The organism is Sodalis sp. RH15, assembly GCF_047324255.1.
Taxonomy (GTDB): Bacteria; Pseudomonadota; Gammaproteobacteria; order Enterobacterales; family Enterobacteriaceae; genus Acerihabitans; species Acerihabitans ligni.
Genome location: NZ_CP178738.1, coordinates 1,678,945 through 1,703,169 on the forward strand (window position 1 = coordinate 1,678,945; position 24,225 = coordinate 1,703,169).

The 24,225-nt window shown below is 58.2% G+C and carries 20 protein-coding genes and 1 pseudogene; 16 read left to right on the forward strand and 5 right to left on the reverse strand.

Annotated elements, in window-relative coordinates; translation table 11 throughout:
- Positions 1–261 precede the first annotated feature (261 nt).
- Entirely contained in the window at positions 262–1,293 is a 1,032-nt protein-coding gene (locus tag ACL2XO_RS07870; RefSeq protein WP_413742516.1) for a CAP-Gly protein, read from the forward strand.
- A gap of 13 nt (positions 1,294–1,306) precedes the next feature.
- Here the strand turns inward: ACL2XO_RS07870 and ACL2XO_RS07875 are convergent, their stop codons facing one another.
- Both ACL2XO_RS07875 and sbcD read right to left on the reverse strand, forming a co-directional pair.
- Positions 1,307–4,987, reverse strand: coding sequence for an AAA family ATPase (locus ACL2XO_RS07875; RefSeq protein WP_413742517.1), 3,681 nt, complete (start codon positions 4,985–4,987; stop codon positions 1,307–1,309).
- Positions 4,984–6,216 (reverse strand): exonuclease subunit SbcD, encoded by a 1,233-nt coding sequence (gene sbcD / locus ACL2XO_RS07880; protein WP_413723620.1) that lies wholly within the window; start codon positions 6,214–6,216, stop codon positions 4,984–4,986. Before sbcD ends, ACL2XO_RS07875 begins: the two co-directional genes overlap by 4 nt.
- Positions 6,217–6,485: 269 nt before the next feature.
- On the opposite strand from sbcD, the gene phoB reads away from it, so the two are divergent.
- The 5 genes and pseudogenes from phoB (at position 6,486) to proY (ending at position 12,498) form a co-directional block, all read left to right on the forward strand.
- Entirely contained in the window at positions 6,486–7,175 is a 690-nt protein-coding gene (phoB, locus tag ACL2XO_RS07885) for a phosphate response regulator transcription factor PhoB (protein ID WP_132922973.1), read from the forward strand.
- Between the two features lie 24 nt (positions 7,176–7,199).
- On the forward strand, positions 7,200–8,534 hold the full coding sequence (gene phoR / locus ACL2XO_RS07890; protein WP_132922972.1) for a phosphate regulon sensor histidine kinase PhoR: 1,335 nt from the start codon (positions 7,200–7,202) through the stop codon (positions 8,532–8,534).
- Positions 8,534–9,469 (forward strand): annotated as a pseudogene (locus tag ACL2XO_RS07895) (PstS family phosphate ABC transporter substrate-binding protein). Before phoR ends, ACL2XO_RS07895 begins: the two are co-directional and overlap by 1 nt.
- Before the next feature lie 258 nt (positions 9,470–9,727).
- Complete coding sequence (gene brnQ / locus ACL2XO_RS07900; RefSeq protein ID WP_132922970.1) at positions 9,728–11,047, forward strand: branched-chain amino acid transport system II carrier protein; 1,320 nt, start codon at positions 9,728–9,730, stop codon at positions 11,045–11,047.
- Between the two features lie 74 nt (positions 11,048–11,121).
- Positions 11,122–12,498, forward strand: a complete 1,377-nt coding sequence (gene proY / locus ACL2XO_RS07905) for a proline-specific permease ProY (RefSeq protein WP_132922969.1) — start codon at positions 11,122–11,124, stop codon at positions 12,496–12,498.
- Positions 12,499–12,561: 63 nt separating this feature from the next.
- Here the strand turns inward: proY and ACL2XO_RS07910 are convergent, their stop codons facing one another.
- Positions 12,562–13,164 carry a peroxiredoxin C gene (locus ACL2XO_RS07910; RefSeq protein WP_132922968.1) on the reverse strand — a complete coding sequence of 201 codons (603 nt, stop codon included), beginning with the start codon at positions 13,162–13,164 and terminating at the stop codon, positions 12,562–12,564.
- Positions 13,165–13,397: 233 nt separating this feature from the next.
- A complete protein-coding gene (locus ACL2XO_RS07915; protein ID WP_132927850.1) occupies positions 13,398–13,985 on the reverse strand; it encodes an ACP phosphodiesterase in 588 nt (195 codons plus the stop codon).
- 104 nt (positions 13,986–14,089) lie between these two features.
- On the opposite strand from ACL2XO_RS07915, the gene queA reads away from it, so the two are divergent.
- The 5 genes from queA (at position 14,090) to secF (ending at position 19,600) form a co-directional block, all read left to right on the forward strand.
- Positions 14,090–15,163 carry a tRNA preQ1(34) S-adenosylmethionine ribosyltransferase-isomerase QueA gene (gene queA / locus ACL2XO_RS07920; RefSeq protein ID WP_413742518.1) on the forward strand — a complete coding sequence of 358 codons (1,074 nt, stop codon included), beginning with the start codon at positions 14,090–14,092 and terminating at the stop codon, positions 15,161–15,163.
- A 102-nt stretch (positions 15,164–15,265) separates the two neighbouring features.
- Entirely contained in the window at positions 15,266–16,414 is a 1,149-nt protein-coding gene (gene tgt / locus ACL2XO_RS07925; RefSeq protein ID WP_132922966.1) for a tRNA guanosine(34) transglycosylase Tgt, read from the forward strand.
- Positions 16,415–16,747: a preprotein translocase subunit YajC gene (gene yajC, locus ACL2XO_RS07930; RefSeq protein ID WP_132922965.1), complete on the forward strand. Its 333-nt coding sequence runs from the start codon at positions 16,415–16,417 to the stop codon at positions 16,745–16,747.
- Between the two features lie 27 nt (positions 16,748–16,774).
- Positions 16,775–18,622, forward strand: a complete 1,848-nt coding sequence (gene secD, locus ACL2XO_RS07935; protein ID WP_132922964.1) for a protein translocase subunit SecD — start codon at positions 16,775–16,777, stop codon at positions 18,620–18,622.
- 9 nt (positions 18,623–18,631) lie between these two features.
- The gene (gene secF, locus ACL2XO_RS07940) at positions 18,632–19,600 is read left to right on the forward strand and encodes a protein translocase subunit SecF (protein WP_132922963.1); all 969 of its coding nucleotides are present in this window, start codon (positions 18,632–18,634) and stop codon (positions 19,598–19,600) included.
- Between the two features lie 238 nt (positions 19,601–19,838).
- Here secF and ACL2XO_RS07945 read toward each other — a convergent pair whose 3' ends face one another.
- Positions 19,839–20,429, reverse strand: coding sequence for a DUF3251 domain-containing protein (locus ACL2XO_RS07945; protein WP_413742519.1), 591 nt, complete (start codon positions 20,427–20,429; stop codon positions 19,839–19,841).
- Between the two features lie 176 nt (positions 20,430–20,605).
- Here ACL2XO_RS07945 and nrdR point away from each other — a divergent pair, with 176 nt between their 5' ends.
- The 5 genes from nrdR (at position 20,606) to thiL (ending at position 24,225) form a co-directional block, all read left to right on the forward strand.
- Entirely contained in the window at positions 20,606–21,055 is a 450-nt protein-coding gene (nrdR, locus tag ACL2XO_RS07950) for a transcriptional regulator NrdR (RefSeq protein WP_132922961.1), read from the forward strand.
- Positions 21,056–21,064: 9 nt separating this feature from the next.
- A complete protein-coding gene (ribD, locus tag ACL2XO_RS07955) occupies positions 21,065–22,189 on the forward strand; it encodes a bifunctional diaminohydroxyphosphoribosylaminopyrimidine deaminase/5-amino-6-(5-phosphoribosylamino)uracil reductase RibD (protein ID WP_413742520.1) in 1,125 nt (374 codons plus the stop codon).
- A gap of 85 nt (positions 22,190–22,274) precedes the next feature.
- Entirely contained in the window at positions 22,275–22,745 is a 471-nt protein-coding gene (gene ribE / locus ACL2XO_RS07960; protein ID WP_132922959.1) for a 6,7-dimethyl-8-ribityllumazine synthase, read from the forward strand.
- Between the two features lie 15 nt (positions 22,746–22,760).
- On the forward strand, positions 22,761–23,180 hold the full coding sequence (gene nusB / locus ACL2XO_RS07965) for a transcription antitermination factor NusB (protein WP_132922958.1): 420 nt from the start codon (positions 22,761–22,763) through the stop codon (positions 23,178–23,180).
- Positions 23,181–23,247: 67 nt separating this feature from the next.
- Complete coding sequence (gene thiL, locus ACL2XO_RS07970; protein ID WP_132922957.1) at positions 23,248–24,225, forward strand: thiamine-phosphate kinase; 978 nt, start codon at positions 23,248–23,250, stop codon at positions 24,223–24,225.

The following is a 24,225-nucleotide window of genomic DNA, read 5'->3' on the forward strand; positions in this document are numbered from 1 at the left end:
GCGCATGATAGCGCATAAGGACGTTAAAATCGGTAAAGATTTTTCCGGTTTTCGCCTACGAGCGCCGGCAGTGGCGAAGAAAAAAAAGGACATAACCGTCGTTAAGTTAAAAGAGCGCCAGACTGGATTAGTTTCAAATAATAATTGAATTATCTAATTAATAATATCTCCCAGAATTGTGCATTCTTGAATTCACGCCAACATAAACTAACTTGATTGCGTAGCCTATTGCTACAAGGGAGAATATCGAGGAGAAAGTTTATGGAGTCGCATACTGTCATCGCCACAGCAAGAGTTACCTCCTGGGGTGCTATTATCGGTGGAGTCATTACCGTATTGGCAATATCCGTTCTGCTTTCGGTATTGGGAACGGCATTAGGGTTGAGCAGGGCGGAGCCCTATTCCGAGCAGCCGGCGCAGGGAGTCGGTAGCGCGGTAACAGTCTGGTCATTTATTTCAATACTCATTAGCCTGGCATGCGGCGGTTATGTCGCCGGTCGACTGGCCGGCGCGGCGGGAATAAGCCATGGCTTTCTGGTATGGGCCATGTCATTAATAATCGCAATTATCATTAGTAGCATTATTATAGGCGGGGCGCTACGGGCCGCCGGCAGTATTATCGGTTCCCTTGCCTCGGTCACCGGCGGCGCGTCGTCAGGCATGGTTTCGTCTTTATCAGACAATAAAGGCCATTTACAAGGCCTGTTAGAGAATACCCTAAAGCCCATGGGGATGAATGCCGAACTCCCGGCGGACCCGATGCCGAAAAAGGCAGTGAATGCTTTGCAAAACAGCAGTATAGAGTCGTTAAAGCCGGACTACCTGCCAAGACAGCTGTCGGCAGCCCGTGATGATATGCAAAGCGCCGTGAAGGCCATTTTAAAAAGCCCGGCCAGTTTCGACGGCGAGATGCATCAATTGTCCGTCAAACTCAAGCAGCGCGGGGACGGTATCACGGATGATATCAAGCGGGACGACATCCGCCAGGCGCTGGCGCGCGATACCTCGATGTCCCCCGATGAAGTTAACCAGGCCACCGACACGGTGATCCGCTACCAGCGGCAGGCGATCGCCGAGGTCAAGGCGCGTTTGGAGGATCTCCAGCAGAATATTGATGATGCCATGGCGGAAATGCAGCAGTGGAAAGAGCAGGCCAGGGAGCAAGCCGATGCCGCCGCGAAAGCCATTGCCAAATCCGCGGTATGGTTGTTTATCGCGCTACTGATCGGCGCGGCGGTGGGCGCCTATTGCGGCCTCTGGGGCGCTAGAACCGCCCATCGCTACGCCTTTTGAAGGGATAAGCCGGCTAGCGGACCGCAAAACGGGCTTCCAGCCGGCTGACGCCCATGCCGTTGATTTTATAAACCTTGATCTGCACCGGAATCCGATCTTTCATGGCCTCCACGTGGCTGATAACGCCAATCATTTTACCGGTGGCGTTTAACGTATCCAGGGCATCAAGGGCGATATCCAGCGTCTCGGCGTCCAACGTGCCGAAACCCTCATCGAGAAACAGGGAATCAATGCGGATTTTGTGGCTCACCAGATCCGATAACGCCAGGGCCAGGGCCAGGCTGACCAGGAAACTCTCCCCGCCGGACAGCGTGCGGGTATCCCGTATCGCTTCCGCCTGCCAGGTATCCACGACTTCCAGTTCCAGCTCGGCGGCGGATTTACGCCGCAGCTGGTAACGATCCTGCAGGCGCGCCAGCTGCCGGTTCGCCAGATGAATCAAATGTTCAAGGGTGAGACCCTGGGCAAACTTACGGAATTTGTCCCCCTCTTTGGAGCCTATCAGCTCGTTAAGGTAGCTCCAGTCCGCATAGGCCGCCTCGCTGTCGGCAATAGCCTGCAGCAGGTTGTGCTGATCGAGCCGGCGGCGTTCATGGCTGGACAATTGCTGCTGGATTTCACCCTGCCGCCGGGCTTTTTCCGCCAGCAGGGTTTTGACGGCGGCCAGACGCTGCTCCACGGCGGCGGGCTGTTGCTCCTCTCCCAGGTCGGCAGGACGTTCCGCCAGACTGTTTTTCAGCGCCTGTTCCGCCTGTTCATACCAGGCCGCGGCGTGCTGGCGCCGCTCCTTGAGCTGCTCTTCCATGTCCCGCAGTTGATCCCTTTCCTGCGGGGGCAGCAGAGCCGATAGCAATTCGGCGACGGTGGCGAACGGGCTGCTGTCGAGAGCGCCTTGCAGCGCGGCCCCGGCCTGCTGCGTCTGCATGTCGAATTCCTGTAATTGACGCTGTTGCGCTTCGATACTGCCCGTTAATTGCAGCAGTTGTTCCCTGGCATGCTGCAGCCGTTGCTCCGCCTGCTGGCGCGCCTGTTCCGCCGTTTCTCCCAGACGGCGCAGTTCGTCTCCCAGCTGCGGCACGGTGGCATCCCCCACCCATAACCGCCGCTCATCCTGCGCCTGCTGTAGCGCGGTTCGGGTGTGTTCGGCCCGCTGTTCAAGCTCGGCCGATTGGCGCGCGAGTTCCTCCAGGCTGTCTTGGTGGTTGCGAATTTCATTAGCCTGCGCCGCAAGGGACACCTTAAGCTCCTGCTCCTGCTGCAAATGCCCGCACCACAGTTGCCACTCTTGCTGGCGCGCCGCCAGCCACTCCTCGACATTATTCTCTTCCGGCACGGTAAGCCCTAGGGGAGACAACGACGCGGCGACTTCCGTCGCCAACCGCCGGACCAGGGTTTGCTGCTCGGTCAGGCGCTGCGTGGCCTGCTGTAACGTCTGCGCGGTGGTGTGCTGCAACTGGTCGTTCAGCGCCAGCCGGGCCTCGGCCGATGCCACTTTCCCGTTGGCGTCGTTCATGGCGTCTCGCGCGGCCTGTAATTGACCCTCGGCCTGCCGCCGCGTCTCGAGCCGTTCCGCTAAAGCCTGCTCCCGCGCATCCTGTTGCGCCAGCCATTCCGCCACGTTCCCGTCGTCGGCGGGTGAGCGTTCCCTGCCCAGCGCGGCGGCGGCCAACGCCCACTGCTCATCAATGGCCGTCAGTTCCCTTTGCAGTTGCGCCTCGTCATCCGCCGCTTGATGCCGTTGGTTCAGCAGCATGCCGCTGCGGGTATCCGTCGCCACCCGGTCGGCGGTTATCGCCGATACTTCCTGTTGCAGCGCCTGCAGCCTGAGCTCGGTTTGCGCCGGCTCCGGCAGTCGGTAATGATCGACAAAGGGGTGTTCAACGGCGCCGCACAGCGGGCAGGGCAGCCCGGATTGCAAATGTGCTCTTTGGCCTTCCAGCGCGACAATGCGCTGCTCAAGCTGATAGCGGGCGCTGACTTCATTCAATAAGCGGGACTTTTCCTCCCACTGCTGTTGCCTGGTCCGGCTGCTTTGCGCCAGCGCATCGAGTTCCTGCTGCAATGCCGTCTGTCGCACGGCGGCGGCGGCGAGATCCCGCGTGAGCCGCCGGCGCTGGGGCAATAACGACGCGAGCACGGTGCGGGCAGGGCTGTGCCGGCGGCTTAGCTCCCATTCATCTTGCAGCGCGCCAAAGGGAGTGAGTGCTTCCCGCTGCTCCCGTTGGCGCCGCAGTTCGTTAAAGCGTTCGGTGAGGACAGCCACCTGCCGGCGGCAGCTCTTGGCCTCGGCAAGGACCGATTGCCGTTCGGCCAGCAGCTCTTGCTGCTGTTGCAGGCAGCCATCGCGCTGCCGGCCCAACTGGTCCGCCTGCAGGCGTTCCCGCTGCCGGCGGGCGAAGAGTTCGCGCCACAGCGGCAACCCTTCTCCCCACTGGCGATAGTCCGGATGCTGCGTTAAATAGCTCTCGGCCTGCCGGAGCTGCTGTTCGGCCCGGGAAAGGGCGGTCTGTTGTTCCGCCAGCGCCGATTGCCTTTTTTTCCGCTGGGCGCTGAGCTCCCGGGCAGCCTGGCGCAGTTGCGCCGCCTGTTGTTCCAGTCCTGCGATATGCTGATCCAGGGGAATAATGCGTTCGTCCATAAGCTGCTGAAGCTGCCGCCGGTGCCGGAGATAATCCTGCCAGCCCTGGCGGGCGCGCTCGAAAGCCTCCTGCAAGGGCAGTAAAGCCTGCTGCGTACGTTGCTGCTCGGCGCGCTGCGCGGCGATGGACTCGTCCAGGTGTTGCTGCCTAAGCCGGCTGCGTTGCTGCTCTTCCAGCAGCGGACGCAGGGACTCCGCGGGTTCCCCCCGGGTCAGCCGGGACAGCTGCGGCTGCGCTTCGTCATAAGCCCGCGCCGAGGCCTGTTGCCTTTCACGGGCGGCGGACAAGGCCGCCGTAAGCTGCCCGTGCCTTGCCAGCCAGTCCAAATGACGCTGCAGCGCCTGCTGTTGGTGGTTTAGCCTTAGCTCCTCTTCCTTTAATCGCGCCAGCTCATTGTTTAGCTCCTGCAGTTGCGGTTCGGTGAGCAGCTCAATGGCGGCGGCGCGGGCTTGCAAATTATCCAGCTCTCCTTTGACCGCTTTATGGCGTTCGAATATGCCGGCGGAAATGCGACCGTAGATGTCGGTGCCGGTGAGCTCTTCCAAGAGTTCGGCGCGCTTTTTGGCGTCGGCATTGAGAAAGGCGGCGAAGTCCCCCTGCGCCAACAGCATGGATTTGGTGAAACGCCCGAAGTCCAGCCCGGTGATGTCGGTGACCAGCCGCAGCTTGTCGTTGATTTTATCCGCCAGGATACGGCCGTCGGCGATGAGCGCCAGTTCGGTTCTCGGCGGCTGCAGGTTGCCCTGCGGGCTGTTTTTCGCCCGCCGCTGGCTCCAAAAGGCGCGGTAGCCGATACCTTTCACTTCGAACTCCACCTCCGCCAGCGCTTCGGCGGTGTGGCGGGTCATCAGCTCCTGGCCGGGATTGCCGCCCAGACGGGGAGTCTGGTGATAAAGCGCCAGACAAATGGCGTCCAGCAAGGTGGTTTTACCGGCGCCTGTGGGACCGGTAATGGCAAACAGGCTGGCGCCGTCGAAAGGGGCGGCGGTAAAATCGATTTTCCATTCCCCTTGCAGCGCATTGAGATTTTTCAGCCGCAGCGTCAGGATTTTCATCGGCTGGGCTCCTGTGCCGGACTTTCGTGCCGGATATCCGCCACCACCCGCTCATACAGCAGGCGGATGCGGCTGAGTTCCTCTTCATCCCGCACCAGCACCTGCGCCAGGCGGCGTTCGAACACCTCTTCCACGCTGAGTTCGGTCAGCGTTTCATGAGGCTCTTTTTCCAGCGCCTGGCGCCGCTGCTCGCGGTTGCGGCGCAACAGCAAAATGTCCACCGGCAGATCGGCGGCAATCTGCTGTATTTGCCGCTGGATATCATTAAGCCAGGCATCGGTCAGCACTTCGATATCCAGCCATACCCTCGTCTGGCCCCGGTAATCGCGAAAGGTGAGCAACTGCGCTTCAATTTCCGCCAGGGTGCCGCGAATCAGGCGCAGGGGCTGGACCTCCGGCACCGTCAACGGCGTCACCACCGCCGTCAGGTCCGGCTGGAAATCCACCATATTGACCTGTTTGGGCTGGCCGGCCTCGTCAAAGCTCAGGGGAATGGGGGAGCCGCAATACAGAATATTCGGCCGGCCGCCGACGCTCTGCGGCCGGTGAATATGACCGAGGGCGATGTAATCGGCGGGGGGAAATAACGGGACGGGAAAAGCATCCAGGCTGCCGATATAGATATCCCGTACCGAATCGCTGGTGCCGGCGCCCACGGCGGTCAAATGACCGGTGGCGACGATGGGCACCGGCGCGGTCAGGGTATCGCGCAACGCCACGGCCTGTTGATATAAATCCCGGTAATGTCCGGCGATGGCATCCATCAGGGAGCGCTGTTTGTCATCCCCCGACTCGCCGGCGCGGCTTACCAGCATATCCCTGGCCCGTAAAAAAGGGATGGCGCACAAAATCGCTCCCGGTTTTCCGCTACGCTCATCAAGCACGAAAACCTGCTGTTCGGCGTCGCCGCCGGCAATGACGCGGGTATTGAGGCAGGCCAGCAGTCCGCGTGATTCGTTGAGGGTGGCGACGGCGTCATGATTCCCCGCCAGCACAATCAGCCCGCAGCCGGTGGGCTGTAGCTCCACCACAAAACGGTTGAAGAGTTCCCGTGCATAGCTGGGGGGCGTGCCGGTATCGAATATATCGCCGGCCACCACCACCGCGTCCGCCTGATGCAGTTCAACCTGCGTCACCAGCCAGCGCAGGAAGGCCTGATGTTCATGGGCGCGATTCTTGGTGAAAAACGACTGACCCAAATGCCAGTCGGAGGTATGAATGATCCGCATGAGGCTCCGGAGAAAATCCCTGAATCAGGGCGAGAGTATATACCCAATAGCGTTCAGGTTGCAGCCAACTCAGCCGCAACCTGAACGCTATCGGGTATAACCCTTGCTTCGGCGGATACCGAAATAAAGGTGCGATTATATAATTTGCGGCGGAAAAACGGCGATCTCCTATCCTTGAAGCAGGCGGCGCCTATTTTAATAAATCTGTCATAAAAGTGACGCATAATGCCCGGGCACGATAACCGCAGAGAATAAACGGCAGGAAAATAATGGCAAAACGCATATTAGTCGTGGAAGATGAAGCACCCATCCGTGAAATGGTCTGCTTTGTTCTTGAACAAAATGGCTTCCAGCCTATTGAGGCGGAAGATTACGGCAGTGCGGTGAGTCGTATGGCGGAGCCTTATCCGGATCTGGTCCTGCTCGACTGGATGTTGCCCGGCGGTTCGGGTATACAGTTTATCAAACTGATGAAGCGCGAAGTATTGACGCGCGATATTCCTGTCATGATGCTGACGGCGCGCGGCGAGGAGGAAGACCGGGTGCGGGGACTGGAAGTGGGGGCGGATGATTATATTACCAAGCCCTTCTCTCCCAAGGAACTGCTGGCGCGGATCAAAGCGGTAATGCGGCGTATCTCGCCGATGGCGGTGGAAGATAAAATCGAAGTGCAGGGCTTGAGCCTGGACCCCTCTTCGCACCGGGTAACATCCAATGAGCTGGCGTTGGATATGGGGCCTACCGAATTTAAACTGCTGCACTTTTTCATGACCCATCCCGAACGGGTCTATAGTCGCGAACAGTTGCTCAACCATGTATGGGGTACCAATGTTTACGTGGAAGATCGTACGGTGGACGTGCACATTCGTCGTTTACGCAAGGCGCTGGAAACAGGCGGGCACGATCGGATGGTACAGACGGTACGGGGAACCGGCTATCGTTTCTCGGCCCGCTATTGAATCTGTCTCAAGGGAGAACGGCCGGTGCTAGAACGTTTATCCTGGAGCAAACTGCTGCTTGAACTGGGGCTTTTTTGCCTGCCCGCCCTGCTGTTGTCGTTACTTATCGGGCATTTGCCCTGGCTGCTGGCGGCGGCGCTGTTGGCGGCGCTGCTGCGTAACTATTATTATCAGCTCCGGCTGTCCTGGTGGCTGTGGGTAGACCTGAGCCGGACCCCGCCGGTGGGCCGCGGCAGTTGGGAACCGCTGTTCTACGGCCTGCATCAGATGCAACTGCGCCATCGCCGCCGCCGCCGCGATTTGGCAACGCTGTTCAAGCGATTTCGCAGCGGCGCGGAAACCCTGCCGGATGCGCTGGTGATGCTGACCGGCGACGGCCATATATTTTGGTGCAATGGCTTGGCGCAGCAGTTGCTGGGCTTTCGCTGGCCGGAAGACAACGGCCAGCATATCCTCAATTTGCTGCGTTACCCCGAGTTTAATGAATACCTGCAAAATCAATCCTTCCAGCGGCCCCTTACGCTACACATCAACAACCAGCGCTATGTGGAGTTCCGGGTGATGCCTTACACCGACGATCAGTTGTTAATGGTGGCGCGGGACATTACCCAGATGCGACAGCTGGAAGGGGCGCGGCGCAACTTTTTTGCCAATGCCAGCCATGAGCTGCGTACGCCGCTGACGGTCCTGCAGGGTTATCTGGAGATGATGAACGATCAGGAGATGGACCCGGCGATTCGCGCCAAGGCAATCCATACCATGCAGGATCAAACGCAGCGCATGGAGCGCCTGGTTAAACAACTGCTGGTGCTTTCCCGCATCGAAGCCGCTCCCCACAGCGAAGTCAACGAGAATATCGACGTTCCTTCCATCCTCAAGCGGCTGCAGCAAAGCGCGGAGGGGCTGAGCCAGGAGCGCCACGACATTGTGTTTCGCGTTAATGAGCATCTGCGGGTGCGCGGTAACGAAGAGCAGTTGCGCAGCGCCATGTCGAATCTGATTTACAACGCGGTGATCCACACGCCGCCGGGCACCCGTATCGAGGTCTGCTGGCAGCGTACCTCCGCCGGCGCGGAATTCCAGGTGAGCGACAATGGCCCGGGTATCGCGCCGGAGCATATCCCCCGACTGACCGAGCGTTTTTACCGGGTGGATAAAGCCCGGTCACGGCAAACCGGCGGCAGCGGCCTCGGGCTTGCCATTGTGAAACACGCCCTCAGCAATCATGACGCGCGCCTGGATATCATCAGCGAACCGGGCGCCGGTACCCGATTTTATTTCACCTTGCCGAACCGGTTGATAGTTGCCCCGTCCCTGAAGGAAAATAACCTCACCTTTAAGCCGCCCGTCGAGCTTTGATGAAAATCGTCCGTCCCATCGTCTGCTGTCTGCTCATATTACTGGCCTGGCCGGCCTCCTCCCGGGCGGTAACGGTATTGTCGGGCAGCCTGACCAGTACCGGTTCCGATACCCTGGCCAATTTGCTGACCGGCTGGGGAATGGATTTTAATCGCCGTTTTCCCGAGGTGGGGGTGCAGATCTAGGCCTCGGGCTCGGCAACGGCGGCGGCGGCGCTGACCGCCGGCACCACTCAGCTGGGGCCGATGAGTCGCCCCATGACCGAGCCGGAAGTTGACGCATTTCGCCGGCATTACGGTTACCCTCCGTCGGCGGTTCCGGTGGCGCTGGATGCGGTGGTGATTCTGGTGAATGAGGATAATCCCCTGCAATCCCTGCCGTTGAGCCAATTGGACGGCATCTTTTCCATTACCCATAGCTGCGGTCCCTCGCCGGCCTTGAAACGCTGGGGGGACCTGGGGCTGAAAGGGCATTTGGCCGGGCAGACCCTGCTGCGCTACGGTCGCAATTCGGCGTCCGGCACCTACGGCTATTTCCGTCAGCGCGTACTGTGCGGCGGCGATCTGCTGACGTCGGTGAACGAACTGCCCGGCTCGGTATCCGTGGCCCAGGCGGTGGCGGGTTCAGTCAACGCCATCGGTTACGCCGGTATGGGTTTTCACGCCAGCGGCGTCAAAATCCTGGCGTTGACCGACGGGCAGGGGAAAACGGTTCAGCCGGATGATGCCACCCTGCTCAACGGTGAATATCCCCTGGTGCGGTATCTTTATATCTATGTGAATAAAGCGCCGGATCGGCCGCTGGAGCCCATCACAGCGGCATTTTTTGATCAAATCCTTTCCCCCGGCGGACAGCTGCGCGCTCGCCAGAACGGCTACCGACCGCTGCCGGAGGCCGTCAGGCTGCAGGCACGCCGCAATATCGGACTCGAATAGGCCGGCAGGCTTCGCCGCAGCCATTAACGTCTGTGTATCATTTTATCTTATTGTTATATGTGATCTTATTCAGCAAGTATATATGGAGTATTTAAGGTTTTAAGAAATTATTCACTGCATTAACGGTGTTTATTCGGCTAATTGTTCCGCATTAATCCTACACTCTTGTTTTGCGCCCCTTTATCAGTTTAAAGTGCGCCGGTTCCAATCCATAGGTTTTTCTTATTTATTACCTAAAAACAGGCACGACAAGATTTCATGAGTCAGCGTTTAACTTATAGAGACATTCTGGCACTCGGCTTTATGACCTTTGCGTTATTCGTCGGCGCCGGCAATATCATTTTTCCCCCCATGGTGGGATTGCAATCCGGCCCTCATGTCTGGTGGGCGGCAGCGGGCTTTTTGATTACCGCGGTGGGACTGCCGGTGTTGACCGTTATCGCGCTGGCGAGGGTGGGGGGCGGCATCGACGCCCTCAGTTCTCCCCTCGGCCGCAAAGCCGGCTTGGTGCTGGCGGTGGTCTGCTATCTGGCGGTGGGTCCGCTGTTCGCCATTCCCCGCACCGCCACGGTCTCCTTTGAAGTGGGCATGGCGCCTTTTACCGGCCAGGGCGGCGGGCCGCTGTTGTGCTATAGCCTGATCTATTTTGTCCTGGTCATCGGCATTTCCCTTTATCCGGGCCGCCTGCTGGATACGGTGGGCCACGTCCTGGCGCCGCTGAAAATAGTGGCTTTAGGCATCCTGGGCGCCGCCGCGCTGCTCTGGCCGGCAGGGAGTCCGATCCCGGCCAGCGAAATCTATAACCAGATGCCGTTCTCAACCGGCTTTGTGAATGGCTATCTCACCATGGATACCTTGGGCGCCATGGTGTTCGGCATTGTCATCGTCAACGCGGCGCGGTCCCGCGGCGTGGATAATCCGCGCCTGCTGACCCGTTATACCGTTTATGCCGGTCTGATTGCCGGCATCGGTTTAACGGCGGTCTATATCACCCTGTTCAAGCTGGGATCGGGCAGCGGCGTGCTGGTGCCCTCGGCGCAAAACGGCGCCGAGATCCTGCATGCGTATGTGCAATACCGGTTCGGCAACGGCGGCAGCGGCTTCCTGGCCGTCTTGATTTTTATTGCCTGCATGGTCACCGCGGTTGGGCTGACCTGCGCCTGCGCCGAGTTTTTCAGCGGGCATTTGCCCCTGTCCTACCGGACGCTGGTGGTGGTGCTGGGGCTGTTTTCCATGTTGGTTTCCAATCTCGGGCTCAGCCATCTGATTCAATTCTCCATACCGGTGCTGACCGCCATTTATCCGCCGTGCATCGTACTGGTTTTACTGAGTTTTACCCTGCGCTGGTGGCGCAGCAGCACGCTTATCATCGCCCCGGCGATGCTGGTCAGCCTGATGTTCGGCTGTGTCGATGCCCTCAAGATGTCGTCGTTCCATGATGCGCTTCCCGCCTGGACAGGCCATTTGCCGCTGTCGGCGCAGGGTCTGGCCTGGCTTTTGCCGACCCTGGCGGTGGGTATCATGGTGGCTGTCTATGATAAATTCCGTCTACGGCATGAAGTAACCGCTCACTTATAAAATTCAAACAACGCTGTTGGCCACGGAGAATGCTTCGTGGTTTTTGTCATTTGCCAAAACAGAGTATCAGGGATATGCAACAACCACCCGTAACGTTAAAACGCGGTCTCACCACCCGTCATATTCGCTTTATGGCCTTGGGTTCCGCTATCGGCACCGGGCTGTTCTACGGCTCCGCCGACGCGATCCAAATGGCCGGTCCCAGCGTCTTGCTGGCCTACCTGATCGGCGGCATCGTGGCGTATATCATCATGCGCGCCCTGGGAGAGATGTCGGTCCACAACCCCAGCGCCGGATCGTTTTCCCGTTATGCCCAGGATAATCTCGGTCCGCTGGCGGGTTATATCACCGGCTGGACCTACTGCTTCGAGATCTTGATTGTCGCCATCGCCGACGTTACCGCCTTCGGTATCTATATGAGCGTGTGGTTTCCGGCGGTGCCGCATTGGGTCTGGGTGCTTGGCGTGGTCTTGTTTATCGGCGCCATCAATCTGCTGAACGTCAAGGCTTTTGGCGAGATGGAATTCTGGTTCTCCTTTTTCAAGGTGGCCACCATCATCGCCATGATCCTGGCCGGCGTGGGCATTATCGTCTGGGGTTTCGGCAATGGCGGTCAGCCCACCGGCATTCATAACCTCTGGACTCACGGCGGCTTTTTCAGCCATGGCTTCCTGGGCATGATTTTGTCGCTGCAGATGGTGATGTTCGCCTACGGCGGCATCGAGATCATCGGTATCACCGCCGGCGAAGCCAGCGAGCCGGAAAAGTCCATTCCCAAGGCGATTAATTCCGTGCCCTGGCGGATCCTGGTGTTCTATGTGGGTACCCTGCTGGTAATCATGTCGATTTTCCCCTGGAACGAGGTAGGCACCGCGGGCAGCCCGTTTGTGCTGACCTTCCAGAAGCTGGGCATCCCCACCGCCGCCGGCATACTGAATTTTGTTGTGATCACCGCTTCGCTGTCGGCGATCAACAGCGATGTCTTCGGGGTGGGCCGGATGCTGCACGGCATGGCCGGCCAGGGTTATGCGCCGAAAATGTTCGCCCGGGTGTCCCGCCAGGGTATCCCCTGGATAACGGTGCTGGTGATGATGTTCGCCCTGCTTATTGCCGTTTATCTTAACTACATCATGCCGGAAAACATCTTTCTGGTGATTGCCTCCCTGGCCACCTTCGCCACGGTGTGGGTGTGGATTATGATCCTGTGCTCGCAGATGGCCTTTCGCCGCCGGCTGGGACCGCAGCAGGTCAAAGCGCTGGCGTTTCCCATGCCCGGCGGAGTGCTGACTTCGGCGGCGGGAGTGGCCTTCCTGCTGTTTATCATCGGGCTTATCGGTTATTTTCCCACCACGCGTATTTCTCTCTACGCCGGCGGTATTTGGGTGGTATTGCTGCTGTTGGGCTACGGTTTTACCCGCCGGCGGCCGGGCGACGCCGCCAGCATTAGCTGAAAAAGAAAACCCGCCGGTAGCGGCGGGTTTATTCAAATATACTACTCAATAAGTGTCCGTTTATTACAGCTTATCGATGTTCTCAGACAGGTATTTGGCCACGCCCAGGGGTGAAGCGTCCATGCCTTCCTGACCCTTTTCCCACTGTGCCGGGCACACTTCGCCGTGCTCTTCATGGAACTGCAGCGCGTCAACCATACGAATCATTTCATCGATGTTGCGGCCCAGCGGCAGGTCGTTAACCACCTGATGGCGGACAACGCCTGCTTTGTCGATCAGGAACGAACCGCGCAGCGCCACGCCGGCTTCCGGATGTTCAATACCGTAAGCCTTGATGATTTCATGTTTGATGTCGGCAACCAGCGGATATTTAACCTGGCCGATGCCGCCTTTATCCACCGGCGTGTTGCGCCAGGCGTTATGTACAAACTCTGAATCAAAGGATACGCCGACGATTTCAACGCCGCGATTTTGGAATTCAGCGAAACGTTTATCAAAGGCAATCAGTTCTGACGGACACACGAAGGTGAAGTCCATCGGCCAAAAGAAGATAACGGCGGGTTTACCCTTGATAAAACTATGCAGATTGAAGTTATCAACGATTTCTCCGTTGCCCAAAACCGCTGCAGCGGTAAAATCGGGTGCTTGACGAGTGACCAGGACCATGTGTACTCCTGTAAAATACGGTTAGGTTGGTTGACAGGGAAGATGTAAAACGAGAGTCAGTATAGGTTGTCGCAGCTAATGGATAAAGCCATTGACGCCGATTGATGAGATAGTTTTTACCTATTAATTTGATTAGTATTTTATTTTTATATTACAAAATAACCCTTTGCGATACAAGGAAAAAACGTTAAAGATTTTATTTCATTCCAGTAACAATTAGTGCTGTTTTTTGTTTACAAGGTAAATGCGCCCTGATGCGCCAGCTGCAACATATCCGGGTAAAGTTGCCAAAAACAGGCCTCCAGCGCCGGATAATGTTGTTCAATTTCCGGGTAAATTTCCCCCAGCGCGGCCAGTCTGGGCCGCCGGCTCGCCATGCCCGTCAACACCTGCGCTAAAAAAGGCCGCTGGGCATAACGTTCGAGCCAACGTTCACGCCAAAGATAGGCATTAAGCGAGCGGAACGCTTCCGGCGTTTGCGGCAGCGCCGGCGTAATAACCGCTTCGGCCTGCAGCACGAACCGGCGTAGCGGTACGTCCGGCACGACCCGGCTCCAGTGGAGCGCCAGAAAATGATCCCACACCACGTCCAGCGCAATGGGCGCCACCCGCCGGTAATCGGCGCTGAACAGGGTTTTGGCGGATTTCACCACCGTATGGCTATCGGTAAGGGTATCAATGCGCCGGTGCATGCGGATACCGGCCACCACTTCGGCGGAATAAAGTCCGTCGGGGTTGCCGCGGACAAAATCCGCCATCAGATTGCCTAATAGCGAGCTGTGCGCCACGGAGGCGAGATGGAGATGAGCAAGAAAATTCATTGCAAGAGTATAAGGTAAAACACCGGCAAAGCCGCTTATTTCTTGCAGGCCGCGCTGCATAGCCCTAGACTAAGCCGCCTGTTTTTTGTCTTAAGTGAACTGGAATGCGTGTCGCCGAATTCTCATATGAACTTCCTGAGGCCCTGATTGCCGACTATCCCCTGCCGGAACGCAGCGCCTGCCGCCTGCTGGCGCTGGACGGCCCCTCCGGCGAGATGACGCACGGCGTATTTACCGATCTGCTGGATCGGTTGGCGCCCGGCGATCTGCTGGTATTCAATAATACCCGGGTGATACCGGCCCGGCTGTTCGGTCGTAAGCTCAGCGGCGGCAAGATCGAAGTGCTGGTGGAGCGGGTACTGGACGATCATCGGGTATTGGCCCATGTGCGCGCGTCCAAGTCGCCTAAACCCGGCGCCGCGCTATTGCTCGGGGATGATGAAAGCATCGCCGCCACCATGGTGGCGCGCCGTGATGCGCTGTTTGAGCTGCGCTTCGATGACGACCGGGATGTGCTGACGCTGCTGAATGCCGCTGGTCATATTCCGCTGCCGCTCTATATCCATCGCCACGATGAGGAAACCGACCGGGAGAGCTACCAGACGGTTTACAGCGAACGTCCCGGCGCGGTGGCCGCCCCTACCGCCGGCCTGCATTTTGACCAGCCCATGCTGGATGCCCTGCGGGACAAAGGCATTGAAATGGCCTTTGTCACCCTGCACATCGGGGCGGGCACCTTTCAGCCGGTGCGGGTTGAAAACCTTGAAGAGCATGTGATGCATTCGGAGTATGCCGAAGTCCCGCAGGAAGTGGTGGATGCGGTGCTGGCATGCAAGAAGCGCGGCAACCGGGTCGTCGCTGTGGGCACCACCTCGGTACGTTCCCTTGAAAGCGCCGCGCAGGCGGCCCGGGGGGCGGTTATCGCGCCGTTTTTCGACGATACCGATATATTTATTTTTCCCGGCTATCGGTTTCGCATTATCGATGCGTTAATAACAAATTTCCATTTGCCGGAATCGACCCTGATTATGCTGGTATCGGCGTTTGCCGGCTATAAACATACCATGGCGGCTTATCATGAGGCCGTGGCGCTGGAGTACCGTTTTTACAGTTACGGCGATGCCATGTTCATCACCCGTAACGATTTGGCCGCCCTGGACGCCATTGGCGAACGGTAGGCCGCAACCCCGCCGGGGGCGAAATGCCGCCCGGCTTTGCTGCCGCTGCGAACGCAGCCGGCATAAACTGCATCGGACTGTTTCTCCGGTGTCGGAGGCTGAGTGAAGTACGAATTAATCAAAACTGACGGCCGGGCGCGCCGCGGACGCCTGGTGTTCGAGCGCGGCGTGGTGGAAACCCCGGCGTTTATGCCGGTGGGCACCTACGGCACGGTAAAGGGCATGACTCCGGAAGAGGTGGCTGAAACCGGCGCGCAAATCATCCTGGGCAATACCTTTCATCTCTGGCTGCGTCCGGGGCAGGAGATCATGAAACTGCACGGCGATCTGCATGATTTTATGCAGTGGCACGGTCCGATTCTCACCGATTCCGGCGGCTTCCAGGTGTTCAGCCTGGGGGATATTCGCAAGATAACCGAAGAGGGCGTGCATTTTCGCAATCCCATCAATGGCGATGCGATATTCCTCAGTCCGGAAAAGTCGATGGAAATCCAGCATGACCTGGGTTCGGATATCGTGATGATATTCGACGAATGCACGCCATTTCCCGCCGAACATGACTATGCCCGCAAATCCATGGAGATGTCGCTGCGTTGGGCGGAGCGAAGCCGCCGCCGTTTTGACGAGCTGGGAAACAAAAATGCGCTGTTCGGCATCATCCAGGGCAGCGTTTACGAAGATTTACGAGATGTTTCGGTAAAAAGACTGGTAGAGATCGGCTTTGATGGTTACGCTGTGGGCGGCCTGGCGGTGGGTGAGCCGAAAGCGGATATGCACCGCATTCTCGAGCACGTCCTGCCGCAGATTCCGGCTGACAAACCGCGTTATCTGATGGGCGTGGGTAAACCGGAAGATTTGGTGGAGGGCGTGCGTCGCGGTATCGATATGTTCGACTGCGTAATGCCGACGCGTAATGCGCGCAACGGTCATTTATTTGTCACCGACGGAGTGGTGAAAATCCGCAACGCCAGTAACAAAAGCGACACATCGCCGCTGGATGAACATTGTGATTGCTACACCTGTCGCAATTATAGTCGCGCTTACTTGCATCATCTCGACCGTTGCAACGAAATACTCGGTGCGCGTCTGAATACCATCCATAATCTGCGGTATTATCAGCGTCTGATGGCGGGTTTACGCCACGCTATCGATGAAGGTAAATTAGAGCAGTTTGTTGACGAATTTTATGGCCGGGTTGGAAAACCCGTTCCGCCTTTAGTCGTTGAGTTAAATTACAATGAGGGAATTTAAATGAGCTTTTTCATTTCTGACGCCGCTGCCGCAGCAGGCGGGCCGTCCCAGGGAAGTCCTTACTCTCTGGTGATTATGTTAGTGGTATTTGGCCTGATATTTTATTTCATGATCCTCCGTCCGCAGCAAAAACGCACCAAGGATCATAAAAAGCTGATGGACTCCATCGGCAAAGGCGATGAAGTACTGACCACAGGTGGTCTTGTGGGTCGCGTGACCAAAGTCGCGGATACCGGCTATATTGCGATAGCGTTGAACGATACCAATGAAGTGGTTATCAAACGTGATTTCGTGGCCGCTGTCTTGCCGAAAGGTACGATGAAAGCGCTGTAATTGTCGATTTTCCCGAAGGGAACTGCCGTGTTAAACCGTTATCCTTTATGGAAGTACATCATGCTTATCCTGGCACTTCTCGTCGGGCTGCTGTATGCGCTTCCGAACCTCTATGGTGAGGATCCGGCCGTACAAATCACTGGTGCGCGGGGTGCCGCCGCCAGTGAGACGACGCTGGTTCAGATCCAAAATGTCCTAAAAGAACAGAATATCGCCAGCAAGTCGATCGCCCTGGAAAACGGCGCCATCCTGGCCCGTTTCTCCAATCCGGACGTGCAGCTGCGCGCTCGGGAGGCGTTATTGAGCGCTCTTGGCGAAAATTATGTGGTGGCATTGAACCTGGCCCCGGCCACCCCCCCCTGGTTGGCCATGATGGGGGCCGAACCCATGAAACTGGGTCTTGATCTGCGCGGCGGCGTGCACTTCCTGATGGAAGTGGATATGGATACCGCCCTGGGCAAGCTCCAGGAACAGACCATGGACGCCTTGCGCTCGGATCTGCGTGAAAAAGGCATCCCTTATGCCACGGTGCGCAAAATCGAAAATTACGGCACCGAGGTGAATTTCCGCGACGGGAATTCCCGCGATCAGGCGGTCAGCTACCTGGTCCCGCGCCACCGCGATCTGGTGATCAACAGCACCGGCGATACCGGGCTGCGCGCGGTCATGGCGGACACCCGCCTGCGGGAAGCCCGTGAATATGCGGTGCAGCAGAACATTACCATCCTGCGCAACCGCGTTAATCAGCTGGGTGTGGCCGAGCCGCTGGTACAGCGCCAGGGCGCGGACCGGATAGTGGTTGAGCTGCCGGGTATCCAGGATACCGCGCGCGCAAAGGAAATCCTCGGCGCCACCGCGACGTTGGAGTTCCGCCTGGTGAATACCACTGTTGATCGCAGCGCGGCCGCCAGCGGCCGGGTGCCGGGTGATTCCGAAGTGAAATATACCCGCGACGGTCAGCCGGTGGTGCTCTATAAACGGGTCATCCTCACCGGCGACCATATTACCGATTCCACCTCCAGCGCCGACGAATACAACCGCCCGCAGGTCAATATCTCCCTCGACAGCACCGGCGGCACCAATATGTCCAATTTTACCAAGGACAATATCGGCAAGCCGATGGCAACCCTGTTTGTGGAATACAAGGACAGCGGCAAGAAAGACGCCAACGGCCGGGCTATCCTGGCCAAACAGGAGGAGGTTATCAATGTGGCGACCATCCAGTCCCGCCTGGGTAACAGTTTCCGTATCACCGGCATCGATAATCCGAACGAAGCCCGCCAACTGTCGCTATTGCTGCGCGCCGGGGCGCTGATTGCGCCGATTCAGATTGTCGAGGAACGGACTATCGGCCCGACGCTGGGCATGCAGAACATCACGCAGGGTCTGGAAGCCTGTCTGTGGGGGCTGGTGGCATCCATCATCTTTATGGTGGTGTGGTATCGCAAGTTCGGCCTTATCGCCACTACCGCGCTTATCGCGAACCTGGTGATGATCGTGGGCATCATGTCTTTACTGCCCGGGGCGACGCTTACCATGCCTGGGATCGCCGGGATTGTGCTGACGCTGGCGGTGGCGGTGGATGCCAACGTGCTGATTAACGAGCGTATCAAAGAAGAGCTCAAGAACGGGCGTACCGTTCAGCAGGCTATTCATGAAGGTTATAAAGGCGCCTTCTCCAGTATCGTCGATGCCAACGTGACTACGCTTATCACCGCGATTATCCTGTACGCGGTGGGCACCGGTTCCATCAAGGGTTTTGCCATAACCACCGCTATCGGGGTCGCCACCTCGATGTTTACGGCGATTGTCGGCACGCGCGCCATCGTGAACCTGCTTTACGGCGGTAAACGTATCAGCAAACTGTCTATCTAGGAGTGCGTTGTGGCTCAGCAACATAGAGTTGAAGATTTAAACTACGGCCGTAAAGTCTATGACTTTATGCGCTGGGATTACGTGGCATTCAGCATTTCCATTACGCTGTTAATCATTTCCGTCGCGCTGATGGCCACCCGTGGATTTAACTGGGGGCTGGATTTTACCGGCGGTACGGTTATCGAGCTGAACCTGAGCAAGGCCGCCGATCTGGATGCCATGCGCGGCGCGTTGGAGCATGCCGGTTTCAAGGATCCGCTGATCCAGAACTTCGGCAGCAGCCGGGATGTGATGGTCCGCATGCCGCCGGTGCAGGACGGCGCCGGCCAGGAGTTGGGCAACAAAGTGCTGGGAGTGGTTAACCAGACCTTTGATTCGCAGGCCACCGTGAAACGTATCGAGTTCGTCGGACCCAGCGTCGGCAGCGATCTGGCGCAGGCCGGCGGCATGGCGCTGCTGGTGGCGCTAATCTGTATCCTGATTTACGTCGGCTTCCGGTTCGAATGGCGGCTGGCCCTGGGGGCGGTGCTGGCCTTGGCTCATGACGTGGTGATTACCATGGGTGTCCTGTCGCTGTTTCATATTGAAATCGATTTGACCATCATCGCCTCGCTGATGTCGGTGATAGGCTATTCACTGAACGACAGTATCGTGGTTTCCGACCGTATTCGTGAAAACTTCCGCAAAATACGGCGCGGCAGCTCTTATGAAATCATCAACGTGTCGCTGACCCAGACCCTGAGCCGCACCTTGATGACCTCGGCCACCACGCTGATGGTGGTGCTGATGCTGTTTATCTTTGGCGGCCCGATCCTGGCCGGTTTCTCCTTGACCATGCTGATAGGCGTCACCATCGGTACGGCTTCATCCATCTATGTCGCCTCGGCGCTGGCGCTGAAGCTGGGGATGAAACGCGAACACATGATCCAGCAGAAAGTCGAGAAAGAGGGCGCGGATCAGCCTTCGTTGCTGCCATAATTTAGCGGATTGCCAGCAGGACAAACCCCGCTTCGGCGAAGTCAGATTGCTGACAAACGTACCCCGAGTCAAAAAGGCGGGGCAGGCTGCCAGAAGAGTAAACCGTCCGCGCCAAGGATGGCGCGGATCGAGCCTACAAGGAGGTATTTACGGCGTGTTTACGATCTGGCGGTTTGCCCCGACCGAGCACTTTGCCAACAAGCTCACCCCGCTTCAGCGGGGTTTATTATATCCGCCGCTATTGCTGGGACAGTGGTTTGACGGCGTCGGGGGGCGGTGGGGATTCCGGGGATATTTTGATAATATCGTGCAGCCGGACAAAACCCACCTGTTCCGGCGCCAGTCCGCTCAGGCGCAGCTCGATGGCGGCGTCGGATTTCGGCAGCAGCGAGGCGGGCACCACAATGGACTGGCTTAGGGCATCGGCGGTCAGGGGTTTGCCGGTGGCGGGATCCACCTGGCCCCAATCCACCGTGGCGGAGAAAGGCGTCAACGGCTGATTGTCGGTGGTGCGGATACGCATTAGCGTCCTTGAACCATTTGCTTCCGTTTCAATCGGGCTCAGCGATACCTGAAGCTTGCCGACCTGGCTTTCCACCTCGGCGGCGGTTTGGGCGGCGGGATAAATATACACGCCGCTGGTGGACTGCGCGTTAAGGGCATTCTGCTGCATCAATGCCGACACCTGGTTGTTGAGGTAATCCAGCCGCTGGTTCAACTGGCCCATTTCGTTCTTCAGGGCGGGGGCGTTAGCGTTCGGTTGTCTGGCGCATCCGGCAAGCAACAGCAGGGCGACAACAACACAGGCCGGGCGGTAAGCGATTGTCATAGCAACAGTTTCCTTATTCTGCCGATAAATTACAGCTTAGCCCGGAACACCGCAAAAGTCATGAACTGAAAGGCAGGAGAATTCCGAGTCCTTTGCTTGCGGCCGGGGAAGGGCCTTTGTTGTCGCCACAGTTCGCGCTAAACTAGCATACCCCTATCAGCCGCACAGGAAGCTTTATGCATTGTCCTTTTTGTTCCGCAGTCGATACCAAAGTCATTGATTCCCGTCTGGTGGGGGATGGTTCCCAAGTCCGGCGCCGCCGGCAATGCCTGGTTTGCAACGAGCGTTTCACCACCTTCGAGGTGGCGGAGCTGGTATTGCCCCGGGTAATCAAAAGCAATGATATCCGGGAGCCATTCAATGAAGATAAATTACGCGGCGGCTTTTTGAAGGCGCTGGAAAAAAGGCCGGTCAATTCCGACGATGTGGAAATGGCCATCAACCACATCAAATCGCAGCTGCGCGCCACCGGCGAACGGGAAGTTCCGAGCAAAATGATCGGGAACCTGGTGATGGACGCGTTGAAAAAGCTGGATAAGGTGGCCTATATCCGTTTCGCGTCGGTGTATCGCAGCTTCGAGGATGTACGGGAGTTTGGCGAAGAGATTGCCCGTCTTCAGGATTAAGGTGGTGTTATGCAGCAGGATGAATATTACCTGGCGCGAGCGTTTGAACTGGCCCGCCGCGGACGTTTTACCACCACGCCGAATCCGAATGTCGGCTGTGTCATCGTGCGGGACGGCAAGATTGTCGGCGAAGGCTTTCACTACCGCGCAGGCGAGCCGCATGCCGAAGTGCATGCCCTGCGCATGGCCGGTGAGGCGGCTCGGGGCGCCACGGTCTACGTCACGCTGGAACCCTGCAGCCATCAAGGCCGGACGCCTCCCTGCGCCGATGCGCTGATTGCGGCGGGCGTGGCGCGGGTAGTAGTGGCCATGCAGGATCCGAATCCCCAGGTCTCGGGGCGGGGCATGCACCTGCTGCGGCAGGCGGGTATCGATGTCCGTCACGGATTGATGATGGTCGAGGCGGAAGAGGTGAACCTGGGTTTTCTAAAGCGCATGCGCACCGGTTTCCCTTATGTCCGGCTGAAACTGGCCGCATCGCTGGATGGACGCACCGCCATGGCTTCCGGCGAAAGCCGGTGGATAACCTCTACCCATGCGCGGGAAGATGTGCAATCTTTCCGTGCCCAAAGCTCCGCAATCCTGTCCACCAGCGCCACGGTGCTGGCGGACGATCCCGCCCTGACCGTTCGCTGGCACTCGTTGCCGGAACAGGTCCGCTTATGTTATCCCCAATCCGAATTGCGCCAGCCGGTGCGGGTGGTTATCGACAGCCGTAACCGCGTAACCCCGGCCCACCGGCTGATAGCCGAGGAGGGGCAAACCTGGCTGGCCCGCCTGGCGGCGGATAACCAGCCCTGGCCGTCATCCGTTGAACAAATCGCCATGCCCGCGGGAGATACCGATAACCCCCGCATCGATCTGGTGATCCTGATGATGCAATTGGCCCGGCGCCAGATAAACAGCGTCTGGGTCGAGGCCGGCGCCGCCCTGGCCGGCGCGCTGCTGCAGGCGGGGCTGGTGGATGAGCTTATCCTTTACCTGGCTCCCCGGCTGCTGGGGGACGGGGGCAGGGGGCTGTGCGTCCTGCCGGGGCTTGAGCGCCTGGCGCAGTCGCCGTCGTTTACGGTGGCGGATTTATGCCAGGTCGGACCGGATATCCGGGTACGGCTTAAACCTGGCTACGCGGATTAATTGGCCCGCGCAGCGGACAAAAGAATATGTTAGAATCCGCCCCCTCTTGGGGCAATTATCGCCATTTGCCAACTGAAGGAAAGCCATGAACGTTATCGAAGGTGTTATTGCCACTCCACAAGCCCGTATAGCGATCGCGATTGCGCGTTTCAATCATTTCATCAACGACAGCCTCCTTGAAGGCGCCATCGATGCCCTGAAACGTATCGGGCAGGTGAAAGACGACAATATCACCGTGGTCTGGGTCCCCGGGGCCTATGAATTGCCGTTGGCGGTCCGCGCGCTGGCGGACAGCAAGAAATTCGATGCCGTGGTGGCGCTGGGCACGGTTATCCGCGGCGGCACAGCACATTTTGAATACGTTGCCGGCGGATGCAGCACCGGCTTATCCCGCGTGGCCCTGGACAGCGTATTGCCGGTGGCGTTCGGGGTATTGACCACGGAAAGCATCGAACAGGCGATTGAACGGGCCGGCACCAAGGCCGGCAACAAAGGTGCGGAAGCCGCATTGACCGCACTTGAAATGATTAACGTACTGAAAGCTATCAACGCGTAAGTAAAGGGGAATTTTGTGAAACCTGCTGCTCGTCGCCGTGCCCGTGAATGTGTCGTCCAGGCGCTTTACGCATGGCAAGTATCTCATAACGATATTGCCGAAATTGAAGTCCAGTTCCTGGCGGAACAGGATGTCACGGACGTTGATATCGCTTATTTTCGCGAGCTGTATTCAGGTACGGCGACGCATGCGGCGGAGCTGGATCAGCTGATGGCCCCTTATCTTTCACGCCAGCTTGACGAGTTAGGCCATGTGGAACGGGCTATTTTACGCCTGGCCTTGTACGAGTTAAGCAAACGCCAGGATGTGCCCTACAAAGTGGCGATCAACGAGGCCATTGAACTGGCCAAAACGTTCGGCGCGGAAGAGAGCCACAAATTCATCAACGGCGTACTGGACAAGGCGGCGCCCTATATCCGCCCCAACCGCAGGTAGCACGGCGGGTGAGAATGCCGGATCCGGCGCGCGGCGCGGTAGCGGGACAACTCTATTTGGATAGGTTATGGCCTGTGGCGAATTCGATCTGATTGCCCGTTATTTCGACCGGGTAAAAAGCGCACGCCGTGATGTCGTGATGGGCATCGGCGACGATTGCGCCCTGTTGTCGGTTGATGAAAAACGGCTGATTGCGGTCAGTACCGATACCCTGGTATCGGGCATCCATTTTTTGCCGACGATTTCGCCGGCGGATCTCGGCTATAAATCCCTGGCGGTTAATCTCAGCGATCTGGCCGCCATGGGGGCCGATCCCGCCTGGCTTTCGCTGGCGCTGACCCTGCCGGAGATGGATGAAAACTGGCTGGCCGCCTTTAGCGACAGCCTGTTTGAGCAATTGGACTACTACGGCATGCAGCTGGTGGGCGGTGATACCACCCGCGGCCCGCTGAGCCTGACCCTGACCATCCAGGGGCTGATTCCCGCCGGGCGCGCCATTCTTCGATCCGGCGCCCGCATCGGCGACTGGATCTATGTCACCGGCACCCTGGGTGACAGCGCCGCCGGCCTGGCCGTACTGCAAGACCGGCTTATGGTGGCGGCCGCCCCCGACCGGCAATACCTCCTTGAACGCCATTTACGACCGCAGCCGCGCATTTTGCAAGGTCAGGCCCTGCGGGATCTGGCCAGCTCAGCCATTGATTTATCGGACGGCCTCATATCGGACCTGCGGCATATTCTCGACCGCAGCGATTGCGGCGCGCGCATCCATCTGGAAGATCTGCCTTATTCCACCGCCCTGCGCCGCCAGGTCTCGCCGGACCAGGCGCTACGCTGGGCGCTCAGCGGCGGGGAAGATTATGAACTCTGCTTTACCGTGCCCGAAATCAATCGCGGCGCGCTGGATGTGGCGTTAGGACATGCGGGCGCGGATTTTACCTGCATCGGCCAAATCGGACCCCGCAGCGAAGGCCTGCAGCTACTGCGGGATAATCAACCGGTAGACCTTGATTGGCACGGTTATGACCATTTCAGCCGGGAGTGA